Below are 16,234 nucleotides of genomic sequence, written 5' to 3' on the forward strand. Positions count from 1 at the left end.
TGTTCGTGCGGGGTTCTCCGAGTGACTTACGGAGGGGGCTGGGGCTGTTCCCCTGCCTCACACCCACAAGTTACACCCTAAAGCAGGGTGTAACGCAAGGGAGTTGCTGACACTCCCCCTGATGTGCGACGGGTTCGCTCCCCCGTCACGGGCGCACCGGCATAAGACGAGTGCCCCCGACCAAACCAACCGGGATCATGGGCACATGAACGACGAGGACACCCCGGACGCCGACGGCCGCGCCAAAGCCGCCGCTGACGAAATCCACCTCCAAGGCAGCGGCAGCACCACCGTCGATCTGACTGGTGTCCTGGAGTCGGCGGAGTCGGTCAGGCAAATCCAGGCGGTGTTCAAGTCCATCGAGGCGATGGTTGACCCGGTCCGGCGCATTCAACTCGCCCACGATGGTCCGTGCCTCCAGCGCGGCCGTCTTCGCGCCCGCCTGCTCTGCCTCGGAGGCGGCGGAAGCCGAACAGGATCCCCAGCAGGCCGATGACGCCGGTGATGGTGGATGAGGCCATTTCCATGGTCATGTCTCCCTGTTCTGGGGCGAGTTGGTCGGTGGAACGGCGAACCCCCGGCGCGCGGCCGGGGGTTCGGGGTTCGGGGCTACCAGGAGCTCGGGGAGAACCTCTCGATCAAGTCCATCAGCCAGTCAGGGGTGTCCTGCTGGTAGGGGCCGCTCCACAGGTGGATGTTGACGGCGTCCATGTCGACGACGCCGTTCGCCAGGACGCGGTAGCCGGACACGTTGGCGTCCCAGGCGTACTCGCTCGCACCCGTCTTGCGCCGGTAGGTGATCCACACCGAGTAGGGGGCGAGTGTCAGGTCGAAGTTGTTGCTCAGGTGCGGGGTGTCCGCGAGGCGCAGGATCTCGATGTGCTGCTGCGCGAGCGGCTCGACGGTCATCGTCACGGAGGGCTTGGGCATGGTCTCTCTCCACTTCAGAGGTGGCAGTACCTGGGTTGGTGCGGGGCCCGGCCCGAGGGCCGGGCGAGGTGGGTCAGGCCAGAAGCAGGTCGTCGTCGCTGAACGGCATCGTGAAGTCGTCGTCGGGGTGGGTGCCGACGTGGTCGGGGCCGCTGCCGACGCCGCTCATGTTGTGGGTGCCGCGCTTGTTGAGGCGGCGGTTGCAGGTGTAGCCGTCCCGGCTCATCAGGCCGCACTCGCTCTTCGGGGCGAGCGGGTTACGGAACGGCTCCTTCGGGCGGGCGAAGGTGACGCCGGCGTCCTTGAGGTCCTGGACGTACTCGCCGACCGCTTCGGCGAACAGCTCGCTGGCGCGCTCCTGCTCGACTTGGGTGAGGACGGCGGTGCCGGGACCGGAGCAGGCTTCGTCACGGGCGTTGCGGATGGTGGCGCAGGACGACCAGCCGTTGCCGATCTCAACAGTGGCCCCGCAGTCACCACAGGTGCCTTCGAAGACGAGGGCGTGGTCCTTTGACTTGCGCGGCAGGCGCTTCCAGGTGAGCGTGTGGCCGTTCTCGCCGGCCACCTCGTTCATGTGCTGCTTTCCGATCGTCCACCACTGCTGCCGCATGTCCCTCTCCCCTGCTCTCCGATACTTCGAATTTATAGACCTCTATAGCTCTTGTCTAGAGGTCTAGCGGAGATTCTTTTTAGAGGTCTACAGTGCAGGTGTGGAGCCAACCCCGAACGACCTCGTCAGGGCAGCCATCGAGCATGCCCTCGCCATCGATGACCCCGCTCTGCGAGCCCGCACCATCACTCGCATCCTGAAAGCCGTCGAAGACGACCCACGCCTCAAAGAGGCACGCGAGGCAGACGTGCGCGAGCTGCGCCGGACGCGAACCGGGAAAGAAGTCTCCGAGCTCGTTGAACTCTCCGTCGGACGCATCAGCCACATCGTCAACGGCACCATCACCGGACGGCGATCCAAGAAGGGCGAGAAGGAGTCCTAGCGTGCCGGAGTTGACACCGCCCCTGCCGAAGAGGCGTGTCACCGCAGGCGGGGCTACACGCTACTTCGACCGGGGCGATCCCTGCTGCGTCTACCGCGTCTACAACGGGGCCGACGAGGTGATCTACATCGGCGCCAGCCACGACCCTGCCACCCGTCTTCGGTCTCACTACACAAGGAAGCCGTGGGGGGAGGAGATCTCCCACTACGAACTTGAGTGGCACGCCGATCGCGATGCCGTGAGCGTGAAGAACGCAAGCAGATCAGGTCGTTCAAGCCCCGGCACAACGTGGTGCACACTGACGAACACCGTGTTCGTAGCGTGGCCCACATGGCCCCCTACGTGCGCCAACGTATGGCTGACCGGATCGCCGCAGAGACCGAGGCTCCCTGACCCGTATGGTGTCGCGAAGGGCCCCCTTCGTCCCAACTCATCCCGTCACTACCAGAGTTGGCGCCACCCTTCACTGTTCACAATCAAGCCGTCGTCCTCAGCGGCACTATCTGCGACGGCGCGACCGTCACCCCGTTCTCCTGCGCCGAACGCTCGGCTCGGGCCCGGCGCAGGGCGGCGGCCTCGGTCGCCGCGGCCTGGCGGCGGCGCTGGGCACGGACGACCTCGAGCGCGGCCGGCGCGTCGTCCGCCACAGCCGTCGGCACAGGAAAAGCGCGTCGGCTGAGCTCACGCATCGCGCGGGTCTGCCGGTCGACTGCCTCCGCGATGCCCGGGTCGATGCGGCTCGGTGGCACGGCGGACTGGTGTGCGGAGAGGGCCTGGTGGTAGCCCGCGGATGCTGTCTCCCGGGTCTTCACCGGTTCTTCGGGCGTGGCCGGGGTCGCCGGGGCGGGCTGCGTCGTGCGGGGTGCGGGTGCGGAGCCGACGGCCAGGACCCGGATGGTGCGTACGGCGTCGGTGCCGACCGAGCTGTTCACCGTGGCGACGATCCGCGTGCTGATCAGCCTCAGCTGGGTGGCATACGCCGATGAGTCCGGTCGCAGGTCCAGTTGTCCGGTCTCTGGGTGGAAGGAGACGGCGGTGACGTGGCTCGGCAGCTGGGGGGAGATGGTGGCCGCGATGTCGGGCCAGCGGTCCAGCACGGTACCGCCGGCGGCCGGAAGGTCCCAGGCCCGGTCGGCCATCAGGCCCTGGAGTACGGCGGCGAACCCGCTCGGTTCGCGACCGTCGCGCCGTACGGCCGTCTGCTGGCGGCGGCGCGGGGTGCGGGTCTCGCTGTCGCCGCGCTTCTTGGCGGCCGCGCGGGCTTGGTGCAGCGCGATGCGCGCCAGGTCGACGCCGGACAGCTCCGGGCCGTCGGCGGCGGGCTGTTCGGCGGTGTTGGTCGTCTCGGTCATGTCGGCCTCCTACCGGTGTCCGTTGGTCATCAGCGAGCTGCGGAAGCCGCGCTCGATTTGGTGGGCGCGGCGTACCAGGCGCTCGCCGTAGATCCGCACTGCCGTCTCCCGGTCCAGGGATGTGATCAGCGTCGTCTCTCCGCGCATCAGCTCGCCCGCCGCAGCGGCGACCAGGTCTTTGCGCTCCTCCTCACTCATCTCCAGCGGCGTGTCCTGGCCGTCGGCGGAGTGGCCCTGGTGGCGGCCGCCGTTGACGGCCTCCCTGACCTGGGCGAAAGCGGCCTCCACCTCGCGCTGGACGGAGCGGCTGGAGGGGGCCTGCCAGTCGCCCTCGTAGCGCTCGGTGCGGGCGCGGACCTGCTGGATGCGGTGACGGCGGGCGGCCTCCTGGGCTCCGCGCCACTGCTCCACCGCGGCGGCCCGCTTTTCGGGGGTGTCCAGGACCGTCACCGCGTTCGACAGCAGCACGGCGAGCAGGCCGGAGCCCCGGCGGACGTGGGCCGCCTCGCCGCGCAGGTGCAGCCAGCCCTTGACGTCGGTCACGGTCCATCCGGCATCAGCAACGTTCCGGGCCACCCAGGCGATTCGGGGCACGGAGCAGCCGCGCAGCCAGTCCAGCTCCTGGGTGAGTTCATGGGCCAGCTGGAAACGGCGCCCGACCGTGTTCAGCTTCCGGCGACCGTAGGCCTTCGCTGTGGACTTCTTCGGGGGCGACAACTTGCTGACCCCGCTTGCGAGCTTGCTCTCAGGGGGGATGGAAGTAGTACCCGCAGTGGAAACACCCGAGGAAGTACCCCCCATTGGGGTGCAACGTGTCCCATCAGAAACAGCAGTCACAGACGCATTGGACGACGACCTCGCGACGCCCTTCGCGACGGTCCTCGAGGACGTCTTCGACCGAGGTCGACGCACCTTCCGGGACGCTTTCTTGCCCAGTCGAGCCATCAACTCCCGGCCCGCCTCCGCGATCCCGGTGACGGCACGCGTGTACGCGGGCGCCGTTTCATCGCGCAGCACCGTACGGATTCCGAGAGCCGTGTCGAACGCCGGCGGCAGCATCCGCACGTACACCGAGGCCTGCGCCTGCTCGCCAGCCACCCGCGTCCCACGCAACTCCCATGCGAGCAGCCCGGTCTCGCGCAGCATCTGCAGGTGGTACTCCACCGCCCGCTCGCTCAGCCCGGTCCGGCGCATCAGGTACTCGATGCCCGGACGGCACGGCGACAGCTCCGCGAGCAGCTGCGCGATGACCACCGTCGTCGGCCCGAACGACCGCGGCCCGTGCGACCGGTACCGCCGTGGCACGTACATCCCCGACGCGGCGACCCAGTGCACCCCCTGCATCCACGAGTAGCCCTCCGGCGCGACCCGGCCCTCCGAGGCCGACAGCCACTGCCGCGCCTCCGGCACGTACAGCACGGGCAGCACGTCGACCGCGTCGCCGTCGGCAGACGGACGCGGGGCGGGAATCAGCGAGGCGGTCGGCGCCGCCAAGGCACTCACCGGGTACCCCGGAGAAGCGTCAGGACATGATCCATCCGGCGACCCTGGACCAGGTCACCTGTGGACAGAACCCGGTGAGCGGCGGCAGGCATGTGGATGACGGCATCGGTGTGAGTGCTCGCCGTAGTCGGCGAATGCTCTCGACAGTTGGCGAGCGCGCCGTAGCGATCGCCCGACCTGCGGTTTCGACCGCCGAAGAGACAGCGGGAACCGCTGATTCGCCAACTACCGCGAGCAAGGTTCGCCAACCTCGATGAGCAGAACCCCCGTGACCAGCGCGGACATACCAGCCCACTCGCCAACCACGGAGGGGAGTCGCAATCGGGCGCGGGTACGGCGGGAGCCGAGACGGAGAGGTGCACACCTTCTACAGGTGTCGCGATCGAGTCCGGTGTGACGCAGGACGGGCGCCAGATCGGAAAGACGTCCCGAACAGCGGGATGTACGGGATGAATCGGGCTGTGAGATTGCGCGAGACGGGACGTCACGGGCGCGCAAAAGCGCACGAAACAGGCATAAGCGGGCTGGCGAAAGCCCACGGAGTCGTGCAGAATGACGACGTCCTCCTTCTCTGAAGGTGGGAATGGCAAAGGGCCTCTTGGGGCGCTTTGGGTTCTGGCGAGAACCAAGATCGAACCGCTCGCAGCCGGTTGGCGCCGGGGCGAGCAGCTCCTCCAGGAGGCGGGCAAACCTCACGGAGAGCAGATGGGCGCTGGACCTGGTGAGGGCAAATCACCAAGGACCAGAGGCCCGGGGCGGCTAGAAGTCCTGCTTGCAGGCGCCGCCCCCGGAAGCTACGTCATCGCAACTCCCTCATCAGAGGTGCGGGTTGAGGCGTGCGCGGACAGCACAAACGCCCCGTCGACGGACCAGCAACCGGCATGGCTGCTGCTCCCACGGCGGGGTGCGGTGTGTCGGGTGACGGGTACGGGTACCCTGATCACGTCGGCACTTCCTTTCTCGCGAAAAGGGTGCTCGGCAGGCCGCAGGACCCCTCTCACAAGGTCCTTCGGCCACGTGGCCCCTCCCGGCTTGCCAAAGCCGGTCGACGGGGCCACTTCTTTTTGATCAACGCTGGTGGTCACTGTACCGTTCCCGCGGTAATCGGGGTGCCCGTGGGGTGCACGTGTCGCAAAGCCAGGCGAGCGCTGACGGCCCATCACGACCCGATACCTCCCAGCTGAGTTCGTGACGCTTTCGGGGCTACAAACGCGCTGGTGACACGGCAAGTGCCCATGATCCGAACAGAATTCGGCCCGGAATCCAAGACGGTTTGCACGAACACCCCCACGAATCCCGCCCGGCGGGCAATGCACTCGCTCTTCCCACCAGACGGGCACTGGAGCGCAGTCGCTCAGCTGCGTTCCCTGGGCGCGTAGCGGACGAACGATTCCCTTCCCCCTACGGTCCTGCGGCGCAGCCAATGCCCCGACAGGGTGATGCCTGGGGAGACGAAGCCGGCCCTTCTGCGGCCGAGCATGGCACGGCCCCTTGACCGCGCGAAGGTGACAAGTGGGGGTGACATTCCGAATGTCACCACCCGATGTCACTTTCCGTGGCGACAGGACTCGAGCACGGTCATGGTCAAGAAGTGCTCGGTGACGCACGTGGGAGGTAGAGGTCAATGGGGGCCGCCATCAATGGATGGACGCGTACGGCGGAGTTCGGCCAGCAGGCTTTCGGGGTGGCCGTCATAGACGATGTGCGTCTCATCGGTGGTCGGCGGGTGGAATCGGCCCGCGAACCTCAGCAGGTCTTCCTCGCTGAACTCGATCGCATTTGGGTCGACCAGCGATTGAGTGTTGCGCTCCCGGATCCGCTCCCAGCGCACCTCGTGGGGCACGGGCAGGTAAACGAGAACGGGTACGCCGCCGGCTTCCATGGCGGTTGCCGCCCATTGGGCGCGTTCCTCAGGAGTCCAGAATCCGTGGTCGACCACGGTGTCGCGGCCGGATTGCAGAGACTCCTGCAGTTCCAGGGCGATGTCTTTGAGGACGGGCGCCTCCCGGACGCGGAACTCGCCGCGAGGGAAGTCCCTTCCGTAGTGGCCATAGCGGCGGAACATCTCCTCGTCCGGGCAGAGACGCCGGAAGCCGGCCTGCTCCAGAGTCAGAGCGAGGGCCGTTTTGCCAGCGCCAGGCATCGCCGACATGAGGATGGCGCGAGGCGCGGGCCCCGGACGACCGGCCAGGGCTGCAGAGATGCGGCGGATCTCGAATCGTCCTTCCAGGGTCAGAATGTCGGACGCCTCGGCTCGCAGGAGGCTACCGAGGCGGGTCTCAAGGCAGTGGACGACGTCGTCGTCCAGGAGAACGGTGTCGCGGCTGGTCACCGCTCCTCCTCCGAGGTGAAGCGACGTGTACGGCCCGGAGCACCCAAGTCGACCCCGAACTCCAGCACCTCGCCGTCGGCATCCAAGAATTTCGCGGTCAGCACCAGGATCGCCGCGACCGTACCGGTCTCCAGCTCCAGGAGCTCGAGGTCCTGCGCGGTGGCGATGCGAGCGCCTTCCTCATGCATGCGCCGCGCCACCTGCCGTCCGGTGGCCCGGGCAATCAGGTCCAGCGACAGTCCGCCCTTGAGGCGCACACTCTCAGCCAATTCGGGCAACACCTGCGCGAATTCGGCCGGGATCCAGGAGGTCGAATGAGCGACGACGCCATGCGCATCCCGGTAGACACGACTCCGGCGGATCACGTCGTCACCAGGAGCGATGCCCAGCATGCTGGCGATGTCGTCGGGAGCGGCGACTATGCCGGCTGTGTGCCCGCTCGACTTCTCGCCGGTGCCCCACGTCGACTGCGTCTTGGTGCTGCGGTCGTGGCGGTCGGAGCCGGTGGAGAGTGAAACGGGGAGTCCCAGAACCTCGGTGCCAACTCCCTTGATGCCCCGTACGAGTTGCTCATCACGCAGCAGTTTCATCGCCCGGTCGGCCGTGGCCGTGCTGACACCCCACTCGGCTGCCAGGGCACTGATGCTCGGCAGCAGGACGCCCCGCGCGAGCTCCCCGGAGCTGATGAGGTCGCGGTAGTGACTCGCGATGCGCGTATACGGCGGCCGGTTGTCGGCTCGCGGTGGCTCGGGCATTTCGCCTCCTTCGCTTGTTGGCCTGAGGGTACCTCACCATACTGCTTGACACCTGAGGGTACCTCAGGCAACCTGAGGTAAGGGCGCGGTGATCCCCTAAGAACACCGCAACAGCAAGACCGCAGTAGTCGTCCGCCCTTCGGGGCGGCCGGAGTAGTCCTCAGCTCGCTGAGGGCGCGAGAGCACCATCGAACTCCTCCGGAGCCTGACGGCCGCGACGACTGTGTGCACGTCGCAGCGCTGTGCGCTGTCTGTCCTACGGGACGCCGGCCTCGTGCCGTGCGGCCCGGAGGGCAGAGAGAGCATCGCGACGCACTCCCCGCCACTCCGTCCATAAGGAGTCCAGATGTCTGCTTCAACCCTTGAGCGCACCGCCCGCCCCCGCCGGAGCCGGACCCGCTCCCGCACCGTCAACGCCCGCCCGGCGCTCGTCATCTCCACCCTTAAGCCTCACCAGTTCGATCTGCGTCCGGCCTGCGCATCGCTGATCTGCCCCGACTGCAAGACGTGGGTGCCGATCAGCGGTCTCCAGACCAAGAGGCCCAAGCTGGTGCCGCACGACACGGGCCTGGCGGGCAAGGACGCAGCCGTCCGCTGCCACCTGGGCAGTAACCGCCTGGTCACAGTCGACGAGACGGTCAAGAAGTGGCAGGAGCGCCTGGAGGACGGCAACTCGGAGACCGTTCACCGCCGCAAGACCACCGTGCTGCGGAAGCCGAAGGTCGCGCTGGCCCCGGCCGTCAGCCAGATCGCCGCGCAGAAGCAGACGGCGACGACGGATGACGAGCCCGGTGACGGTCGGTCCCTGTGGCTGCTGCGGGAGATGAAGTGGGCGTCGACGGAGACGGCAGTACGCGACGCCGACACCCGGCGCGCGCAGATGCCCGCCGGTGACGCCCCGCTGGGCAGCCCGCTGGTCCCGCTGACCACGCTTCACCCCAAGCGCCCCGTGCGCTGAACCGCCTCGCACGAACGACCACGGCCCCGGCCATCCCGTACGTGGGAAGGCCGGGGCCGTGGCTGCTCGTACAAGCAGTCAGTTCCCCAATTGGGGAGTGATCGCGACAGCCCTTGGGATTGCGGCCCGGGGGCTGTCCAGGACCTGTCTGGAGGACCTGATGCAGAACAGCATGGCACGCTCCGCGCCGAAGCCGCGGGCCGGGATCATCGACGACATCGAGGAAGAGGACGACGCCAAGGGCTACGAGCCCGAGGACGCCGTCCGCGTCGACGTCGCCCTGGTGCTCCTGCCCAACACTGCCCCGGCGCTTGCCGGTTGGGAGGTGGCGGCGTGATCACCAGCCTGACCGACGCGGAGCGCGAGGAACTCTCGAAGAAGAACGCGGAGCAGAACAAGCGGTCGGAGAACAACCGCCGATGACCAAGCCGCAGACGGATGACCTGTACGTCCGCTACATGAAGGCGTTCAGCGACTCCACCGAACACACCATCAACTGCGAGGCCTGCCAGGACGGTCAGGAGTGCGTGGCTGGGGCGCCGATGAAGGAGCGCTTCGCCCGGCTTCAGGACGCCTACCAGGCCCGGCAGAAGCAGCAGCGCCGCTGACCTCCGGCATTGCCTGTCGTCTCCGCCCCTTCCTGGGCGGGGCCGGCGGAGAGCGTCGGGATGTCACCCCGCTCCGGCCGTCCGGCCGCCGCCGCCAGCACGCAACAGCCCCAGGGTGGCTGCCCTGGGGCTGTCTCGTACTTACTCACGGACCTTCTGGGAGGCCCTTATGCGCAACATCGTACGCACCGCCTACGCCCCCTCCCCCGACCTGCCGGTCAACACCAACTGGCGGGCGAGCGGCGCCTGCCAGTTGGTCGACCCGGAGCTGTTCTTCCCGATCGGCAATACCGGCCCGGCGCTGCTCCAGATCGAGGAGGCCAAGGCGGTGTGCCGTCGGTGCCCGGTCATGGAGGCCTGCGGCAACTGGGCGCTGGAGACCGGCGAGGCGTCCGGCGTGTGGGGCGGGATGGGCGAGGACGAACGCCGCCTCATCAAGCGCCGCGCCGCCCGCAAGGCGGCCCGTACCGCTGCCTGATCCGTTCTGGCGGCTGCCTGATCCGCCCGCACCGACTGCTGATCCTTGGCGGCCGGTTCGGGCGGTGACGGGGAGCCGGACAGCCCGGACCGACAGCCCAGGGAGGCCCTGATGGGCACGATGACCACTCAGCTCGACATCGCGATGAACGGCACCACTCGGCTGCCGGACTCGCCGTGCACGCACACGCCACGCTGCCCGTCGGCCAGCAGCCCGGCGGCGGAGGCCGCCCGCGTCGTGGCCGGCCACCCGGAGCAGGGCTGGAGCCTGCTGTGCAACGCCGTGGTGGTCTTCGACGACACCGGCGAGCTGCTGCCCGACGGCCGGGTCATTGCCCCGCACCGTCCCTTCGCGATCACGACCTGACGACTGCCTGATCCGCTCGCACCGGCTGCCGCACCACGGCGTACCGGGTCTGGCGGTGACGGGGAGTCGGACAGTCCCTTTCGCTCCCGCCCGGCGGGAGCAGCGGACAGTTTCGAGCCCGCCCTCCAGCACTCCCTCGGACCGGCCGCCCTCACCACGGCGGCCGGCCTTTCAGCACGGTCAGCTCCGGGAAGGCAACGGCCCCTCGGAGCCCATTTCGGCTCCACCGACCGCCTTTTCGAGAGCAGCCGCCCGCGTTTCGGGAGCGACCCCCACCGTTTCGCGCACACCCGACAGACCCCTTCTGGAGGCCTTTATGACGATCACCGAAGTGCCGCAGCGCGTGGCACCCGACACCCCCGTTTCGCGGACGCCGACCGCCGTTTCGGGTGCACCCGAGTTCGTTTCGGGAGCGCCCGAGTTCGTTTCGGAGGCGGCTAAGCGGAACCCGATCAAGCCCAAGCGGGACCGCTTCAAGGCCGTCCTGCCGTACGTCGCGGCGATCTTCGGCACGCTGGTCGGAGCCATCGGCTTCGCCACGTCCTACAACACCCTCGCCGAAGTCGCCCTGAGCTGGGGCTTCGGTGAGGATCTGGCGCCCTGGTTCCCGATCGGCGTGGACGCCTCAATCCTCGCCTTCCTCGCGCTGGACCTGTACCTGATCCTCCGGGGCATCCCCTGGCCGGTGCTGCGCATGGCCGCGCACGGGATGACCGGCGCCACGATCTGGTTCAACGCCAGCGCCCAGGGCGAGATCGGAGCCGACCCGGTCAAGTCCGCCTCGCACGGTGTCATGCCGATCCTGTTCGTGATCGGCGTGGAGGCCGCGCGGCGCCTGTTCATCCAGAAAGCGCAGCTCGAAGCCGGTACGCACGCCGACCGGATCCCGCTGCACCGCTTTATCCTCTCCCCGCTCGCCACCCCGAAGTTCTACCGCCGGATGCGGCTGAACGGGGTCACCAGCTACCCGGAGATGATCCAGCGTCAGCAGGACCTCATCGCCTACAAGCAGTGGCTCACGCGCAAGCACAAGGGCGACCTGAGCAAGGCGACCGAGGATGAGCGGCTGCCGATGAAGATGGCCGCCTACGGCTACACCGTCTCCGAGGCGCTTGCGCTGCCTGAGCAGCAGGAACGCGAGGCGGAGAAGCGCGCGGAGGAGGCCGAGCGGCGGCGCCGGGACGCGGAGACGCGCCGGAAGGTCGCTCAGAAGAAGTCCGAAGCCGACGTGCTGGAGGCAGACGGCGAACTCGAGGCCGTCCGCGCCCGGGTGGAAGGCAACACAGCCCAGGCCAGAGCCCACGCCCGAGCCCAGGCCAGCGCCGCAGAGAAGGCCGCTGAACTGGAGGAAAAGGCGATGGAGACGGCGCTGGTCGCCGAAGCCCGCGCCCGTGAGGCGGAGGCGAAGCGCAAGGAAGCCCAGGAGCGCCGGTCGGCCGCCGCCGCCGACCTGGAGACAGCCGAGCTGGAGCGCCAGACGGCGGAGAAGCGGAGGCTCGCGGCGGAGGCCGACCGGGTCGCCGCGGCGGAGGCACAGGCGATCGAGACGGCGGAGATCGCGGAGGCCCGGCAGCGTGCTGCCGAAGCCGACCGGGACACTGCCGAAACGGAGAAGGCCGCTGCCGAAACTCGCCGCCGCGCCGCCGAAGCCGACCGGCTGGCGGCGGACGAAGCCGAGCGTAAGGCGACCGCCGACGCAGGCGTCCAGGCCGCCCGGAAGCGCGAGGCCGAAACCGAGCTCGCCGCTGCCGAAACGCGGCTCGCCGCCGCCGAAGCTGAGCGGCGCGCGGTCGAAATCGAGGACGCCGCAAAGCTCACCCCGCGCGAGCGGTCGGTGCGCAAGGTCGCGCGCCTGGCGCTCGCAGCCGGCCTGGTGACTGTCGGCCTGGGTGCCGACGAAATCCACCGGGAGCTGTGCCGGGTGATCTCGATCGCCGACGTTCAGCGGGAGACGGCGGTGTCCTCCACCGACACCGCGTCGAAGTACCGCCAGGAGGCGGTCGACCTGCTCGCCAGCGGCTACCGCCCCCAGCAGTGACCTGCACGAACCGATGTTTCGACGGTTCCACCGGCCCCCGAGACGAAGTCAGCGCCTCGGGAGCGCGGTGAAGGCGCCGAAACGCCGCCGCCACCCTCCCACCTGGGTGTTCCCCCTGCACAGCCCCCACCCCTGAGACCTGGAGGTCTTTCGCATGACCGAGATCAACAACGCCCGGTGGACGTCGGACCACCTGCTCAAGCCGGGCGGCACTGCCCTGTACGCCGCGCAGCAGCGTGAGCGGCTGCGGCAGATGGCCGACGAAGTCCAGTCGCTGCTGCGTGAGTACCGGTCGGACCTGGAGAACATGAAGTTCGACGGCGACAAGCCGCTCCAGGCCCGGATCCGCGCTTATCTCGCGTCGCGTCCCCTCGCGCAGCTCGAAAACGACCTGCGGGACGCCGTAAATCACGTCGGAAAGCTCGATGCAGAATTCCAGCGCCGCTATGTCGAGCTGCCGGAAAAGCGAGAGAAGGCGGCGGATAAGAAGGAGCTGGAGAAGGCCCAGAGGCAGGGCCTGAACACCGCACGGTCGATGAACACGGCCGGGCAGCTCAACGGCCTCTCGCACGCCCTCACCGACACCACCGGAGACGAGAAGGGAGTAACGGCCAAGAGCGGCGCGGGCAGTGACGATCCGTCGTTCCTGGATTACCTGGAAAAGAGGGCCTGATCAGTGGCTGTCCAGCTCTCCAAGGGCCAGGTCGCCCGCTGGGACAAGCGCCTGGCGGAGACCACGACGAACAAGGCCCGGGCGACCGCGCTCTGGGACCTGACTCGCCTCCTGGCCGACGACGACGACAAGGCGTGGGCCGACCTGGTCCTGCTGCTCCAGGGGTGGACCCAGGTGCGGCAGGGCCAGCGGCCCGGGCCGTGACGCTACGCGCTCATCACGTTCATCATCACTGCCTCACTCCGTGAATCCGGGAGTGGCCAACACGCGCGCCTATACGCGCGCGTGAGACCCCTCAAGATCCGTAACGCTGAGTGACTTACCGAAGGAGACGGCCGATGGCCGATGACCATGCCGGGGGGAGGATCCTCGGCTTCCCCGGGCTGACGATCCCGGGGCCGGTGGGCAGCGGCCCGCCGGCACCCGGGGCCGCCGCACCCTCCCTGACCGCCCTGCCGACCCTGGCGCCGCCGCCCTCGCTGATGGTCGCGGGAAGCCCCGCCACGGGCGGCGGGAACAGCGGCCGGAATACCGTGTCCGTCAACGCGGCCCCCGGAATTCCGGACAACCCGCAAGGCACGGGAGTCGCCGCCATGTCGGTGGTGATGATGGCCGGTATTACCGTCGCCGCAATGCGCGGCGCATGGAATATCGCCTCTTATATGAGAGCCCGCCACGAACACCACCGGGCAATTGCGGATCAGGCGCGTTCAGCGGCCGATAAAGCCTCTCTCGGTGTCGAAATGGCCCGCCAGAAAGGGCGCGTCCAGTCCGGCCCGGAATTCGGGCGCAATACTCGCACGTCAGGCGGCGGAGGGGTCCGGACGAATTCCGGAAAGAGCCCAAGTGCGGGCACGTTCCGCTCCTCTGGCGGCCCGAAGCCGTCCGGCAGGTCCGGGCTGAAGACGCCCGGCAAGACGCCTGGCGGCCCCTCTGGCGGCCGTACGGGCACGCTGGGCAGTGGCGGGCGCGGAGGCGGCCCCGGGGGACGCAGCGGCACGCTGGGGTCCTCCGGGACAAAAGGCGGCGGAAAGACCGGAACCGGGGGCGGAAAAACCCCGACGACCGGCACAAAGAGCGGCTCGGGCAGCAGTCTTACCGGCGCGGTTCGCGACCGTGCCGCCAGCCGGATCCGTAACGGTCCGTCGCCCAAGCCGGGCGGCGGGAAGAACAGCACCGGCACCCTCGGCACCTCGGGCAAGTCCGGCTCAGGCGGCACCACTTCGTCGTCCGGCTCGAAGCCGGGCCGCGGTTCCGGTTCGAAGACCGGGACGACCGGGACGGGTTCGGGCAAGGGCCGGACCACGCTGCCGAAGGCGGTGGCGGACGGTGCGTCCCGGCGCCTGGAGAAGCGCCGCAAGCGGCTGTCCCCGCCCGTCCTGTCCACGGTCCGCAAGGGCAAGGGCAAGGGCAAGGGCAAGGGCAAGGGCAAGAAGGGCGGGGGGAAGCCGGGGAGCGGCCCCGGTCCGAAGCGCAAGGGCAAGGGCAGGGTCACACTGCCGGCGGCCATCGCGGCGGAGTCGGCGCGGCGGCTGAAGAAGCGCCGTAGGCGGCTGGACCCGCCGGTCCTGTCCACGGTCCGCAAGGGCAAGAAGACGAAGCCCACCGCAGCCGCGACGGCGCCGGGGACGATGAAGGTCAACCTGACCAAGAAGCCCAAGGTCAACCTGACCAAGAAGGGCAAGCCGACACCCGGTTCGGGATCGGCGACGAAGGTCAACCTGACCAAGAAGCCCAAGGTCAACCTGACCAAGAAGGGCAAGCCGACAGCGGGTTCGGGCGGCGCTGGCGGCACCACGCCGAAGGTCGACCTGCGCAAGAAGATCAGCCTCCGCAAGAAGACCCGCCGGTACGGACGGCCCGGCGGCTCTTTCCCCGGCGGCGGAGCGAAGCCCACCGGGGCCACGGGCTCGGGGCCGAAGTCGACCGGGCCCAAGGGCAGCGGCCCGAAGGGCCCGGGGCCAGCGTCCGGCACGGGCTCCCGCGAGCGGTGGGAACGCGCAGGATCCCGCCGCTCCGAGCGCGCCTCCGGCGGTCCGTCCGGATCCACCAGCTCCGGGCGGGGCCCGGGCGCCGCGACCGGTGGACCGCCGCCCGGCTGGGGTCACGCCCAAGGCACCACCTACACGGTGGAGCAGGCCGGGCCGGCGAGGACGACCAAGGCACGCCGCCCGTCGGCTGGCGCTATCACCCGGGGTCGGGCCGGACTTCCGGCAGGAACAAGCAAAGGAGGAACCGCAGTGACCGTGCCCGTCCCGACGAAGTCACCCGACACTCAGTACGGGGACAGCGAGCTGACGATCTTCGACGTGATCGAGTCCGACGCCGATATGGCTGAGGAGATCATGGCGGGCGTCGACGAGGCCCGGGCCGCCGCTGAGGGCTGCGAGAAGATGATGACGCGCCTCGAGGCGCTTCACCAGAAGATCGTGGACCTCAAGGTGCCCGGCGTGCTGGAGGGCTGGATCCTGGTCCTGGCGGAGAAGGCCATCAGCGTGAAGGCGAAGGCGGAGGCCCTGGCGGAGAAGCTGCCCGCTGCCTCCGAGGCCATCCGCACGGCCGGCGAGAACGCCGAACGCCGCCACAAGCCGCTCGCCGACGCCGTCCGCGACGCCGGACACACCGCCCCCGCCGAACGCGACTACCACGTCGAATAGGAGAACCACCCGTGTCCGACATCGTTCCCGCGATCGGCGGCGCTCTCGAAAAGACCGGCTCCGTGATCATGGGTGCCGTTCGCTTCGGCATCGTCGTCGCGCAGCTGACCGCCGCGAGCGCGACCATGATGGGCCTGTCCCACCAGGTCCGCTCCACCTTCAGGTACGTGGAGAACTGCGCGACCTCGGTCGACCAGCTCTCCGACACTGCCGCCTCCCTCAGCGTCGACCCGCTCACTGTCGGCGAGCACCGTGACGCGGCCACCGTGATGCGGTCCTGCAAGGACGACGCGGAGTCCATGGCGACCGAGTGCGAAGAGATGTCGTCGATCTTCCACACGACGGCCGATGAGCACATCGCCGACTACGGCTCGGTCGCGGACGCCGCGAACAACATGCCCGACGGCATCGACATGGCCGACCGGACGTTCTACAGCAACCGCTGACCCCCACCCCGCACCGCACCGCACGAAGGGGGGGGGGCCCCCCCCCCCGGGGGCCCCCCCCCCCCCCCCCCCAACACCCCCCCCCCCCCCCCCACCCCCCCGCCCCCCCCCCCGCCCGCCCCCCCCCGCCCCCCCCCCCCGGTGGG

At 69.0% G+C, this 16,234-nt stretch carries 18 protein-coding genes; 12 read left to right on the forward strand and 6 right to left on the reverse strand.

Annotated features, from left to right (window positions below):
* The first annotated feature begins 205 nt into the window (after nucleotides 1-205).
* Entirely contained in the window at nucleotides 206-496 is a 291-nt protein-coding gene (locus ACFYPC_RS34100) for a hypothetical protein (RefSeq protein ID WP_391890966.1), read from the forward strand.
* A gap of 113 nt (nucleotides 497-609) precedes the next feature.
* Here the strand turns inward: ACFYPC_RS34100 and ACFYPC_RS34105 are convergent, their stop codons facing one another.
* Nucleotides 610-930: a hypothetical protein gene (locus ACFYPC_RS34105; protein ID WP_391890968.1), complete on the reverse strand. Its 321-nt coding sequence runs from the start codon at nucleotides 928-930 to the stop codon at nucleotides 610-612.
* Between the two features lie 73 nt (nucleotides 931-1,003).
* Complete coding sequence (locus ACFYPC_RS34110; RefSeq protein WP_391890969.1) at nucleotides 1,004-1,540, reverse strand: hypothetical protein; 537 nt, start codon at nucleotides 1,538-1,540, stop codon at nucleotides 1,004-1,006.
* A gap of 100 nt (nucleotides 1,541-1,640) precedes the next feature.
* Here ACFYPC_RS34110 and ACFYPC_RS34115 point away from each other — a divergent pair, with 100 nt between their 5' ends.
* Nucleotides 1,641-1,922, forward strand: coding sequence for a hypothetical protein (locus ACFYPC_RS34115; RefSeq protein WP_391890971.1), 282 nt, complete (start codon nucleotides 1,641-1,643; stop codon nucleotides 1,920-1,922).
* A 476-nt stretch (nucleotides 1,923-2,398) separates the two neighbouring features.
* Here the strand turns inward: ACFYPC_RS34115 and ACFYPC_RS34120 are convergent, their stop codons facing one another.
* The 4 genes from ACFYPC_RS34120 to ACFYPC_RS34135 all read right to left on the reverse strand — a co-directional run bounded on the left by ACFYPC_RS34120 (nucleotide 2,399) and on the right by ACFYPC_RS34135 (nucleotide 7,864).
* On the reverse strand, nucleotides 2,399-3,274 hold the full coding sequence (locus ACFYPC_RS34120) for a DciA family protein (protein WP_391890973.1): 876 nt from the start codon (nucleotides 3,272-3,274) through the stop codon (nucleotides 2,399-2,401).
* A gap of 9 nt (nucleotides 3,275-3,283) precedes the next feature.
* Nucleotides 3,284-4,777 (reverse strand): transcriptional regulator, encoded by a 1,494-nt coding sequence (locus ACFYPC_RS34125; protein ID WP_391890975.1) that lies wholly within the window; start codon nucleotides 4,775-4,777, stop codon nucleotides 3,284-3,286.
* Between the two features lie 1,621 nt (nucleotides 4,778-6,398).
* Nucleotides 6,399-7,109, reverse strand: a complete 711-nt coding sequence (locus ACFYPC_RS34130; protein ID WP_391890977.1) for an AAA family ATPase — start codon at nucleotides 7,107-7,109, stop codon at nucleotides 6,399-6,401.
* The gene (locus ACFYPC_RS34135) at nucleotides 7,106-7,864 is read right to left on the reverse strand and encodes a GntR family transcriptional regulator (RefSeq protein ID WP_391890979.1); all 759 of its coding nucleotides are present in this window, start codon (nucleotides 7,862-7,864) and stop codon (nucleotides 7,106-7,108) included. Before ACFYPC_RS34135 ends, ACFYPC_RS34130 begins: the two co-directional genes overlap by 4 nt.
* 346 nt (nucleotides 7,865-8,210) lie before the next feature.
* Here ACFYPC_RS34135 and ACFYPC_RS34140 point away from each other — a divergent pair, with 346 nt between their 5' ends.
* The 10 genes from ACFYPC_RS34140 (at nucleotide 8,211) to ACFYPC_RS34185 (ending at nucleotide 16,088) form a co-directional block, all read left to right on the forward strand.
* Nucleotides 8,211-8,822: a hypothetical protein gene (locus tag ACFYPC_RS34140; protein WP_391890981.1), complete on the forward strand. Its 612-nt coding sequence runs from the start codon at nucleotides 8,211-8,213 to the stop codon at nucleotides 8,820-8,822.
* Nucleotides 8,823-8,982: 160 nt separating this feature from the next.
* A complete protein-coding gene (locus tag ACFYPC_RS34145) occupies nucleotides 8,983-9,159 on the forward strand; it encodes a hypothetical protein (protein ID WP_391890983.1) in 177 nt (58 codons plus the stop codon).
* Nucleotides 9,160-9,241: 82 nt separating this feature from the next.
* Nucleotides 9,242-9,430, forward strand: a complete 189-nt coding sequence (locus ACFYPC_RS34150) for a hypothetical protein (protein WP_391890985.1) — start codon at nucleotides 9,242-9,244, stop codon at nucleotides 9,428-9,430.
* A gap of 169 nt (nucleotides 9,431-9,599) precedes the next feature.
* Nucleotides 9,600-9,908 (forward strand): WhiB family transcriptional regulator, encoded by a 309-nt coding sequence (locus ACFYPC_RS34155; protein WP_391890987.1) that lies wholly within the window; start codon nucleotides 9,600-9,602, stop codon nucleotides 9,906-9,908.
* A gap of 144 nt (nucleotides 9,909-10,052) precedes the next feature.
* Nucleotides 10,053-10,274: a DUF5999 family protein gene (locus ACFYPC_RS34160; protein WP_391891005.1), complete on the forward strand. Its 222-nt coding sequence runs from the start codon at nucleotides 10,053-10,055 to the stop codon at nucleotides 10,272-10,274.
* 316 nt (nucleotides 10,275-10,590) lie between these two features.
* A complete protein-coding gene (locus ACFYPC_RS34165) occupies nucleotides 10,591-12,312 on the forward strand; it encodes a DUF2637 domain-containing protein (RefSeq protein ID WP_391890989.1) in 1,722 nt (573 codons plus the stop codon).
* 154 nt (nucleotides 12,313-12,466) lie between these two features.
* The gene (locus ACFYPC_RS34170) at nucleotides 12,467-12,985 is read left to right on the forward strand and encodes a hypothetical protein (protein WP_391890991.1); all 519 of its coding nucleotides are present in this window, start codon (nucleotides 12,467-12,469) and stop codon (nucleotides 12,983-12,985) included.
* A 3-nt stretch (nucleotides 12,986-12,988) separates the two neighbouring features.
* Entirely contained in the window at nucleotides 12,989-13,189 is a 201-nt protein-coding gene (locus ACFYPC_RS34175; protein ID WP_391890993.1) for a hypothetical protein, read from the forward strand.
* A 134-nt stretch (nucleotides 13,190-13,323) separates the two neighbouring features.
* Entirely contained in the window at nucleotides 13,324-15,642 is a 2,319-nt protein-coding gene (locus tag ACFYPC_RS34180; protein WP_391890995.1) for a hypothetical protein, read from the forward strand.
* 11 nt (nucleotides 15,643-15,653) lie between these two features.
* Nucleotides 15,654-16,088 (forward strand): hypothetical protein, encoded by a 435-nt coding sequence (locus ACFYPC_RS34185; RefSeq protein WP_391890997.1) that lies wholly within the window; start codon nucleotides 15,654-15,656, stop codon nucleotides 16,086-16,088.
* The last annotated feature ends 146 nt before the right edge of the window (nucleotides 16,089-16,234 follow it).

Source organism: Streptomyces sp. NPDC005808 (genome assembly GCF_042871385.1).
Lineage (GTDB): Bacteria > Actinomycetota > Actinomycetes > Streptomycetales > Streptomycetaceae > Streptomyces.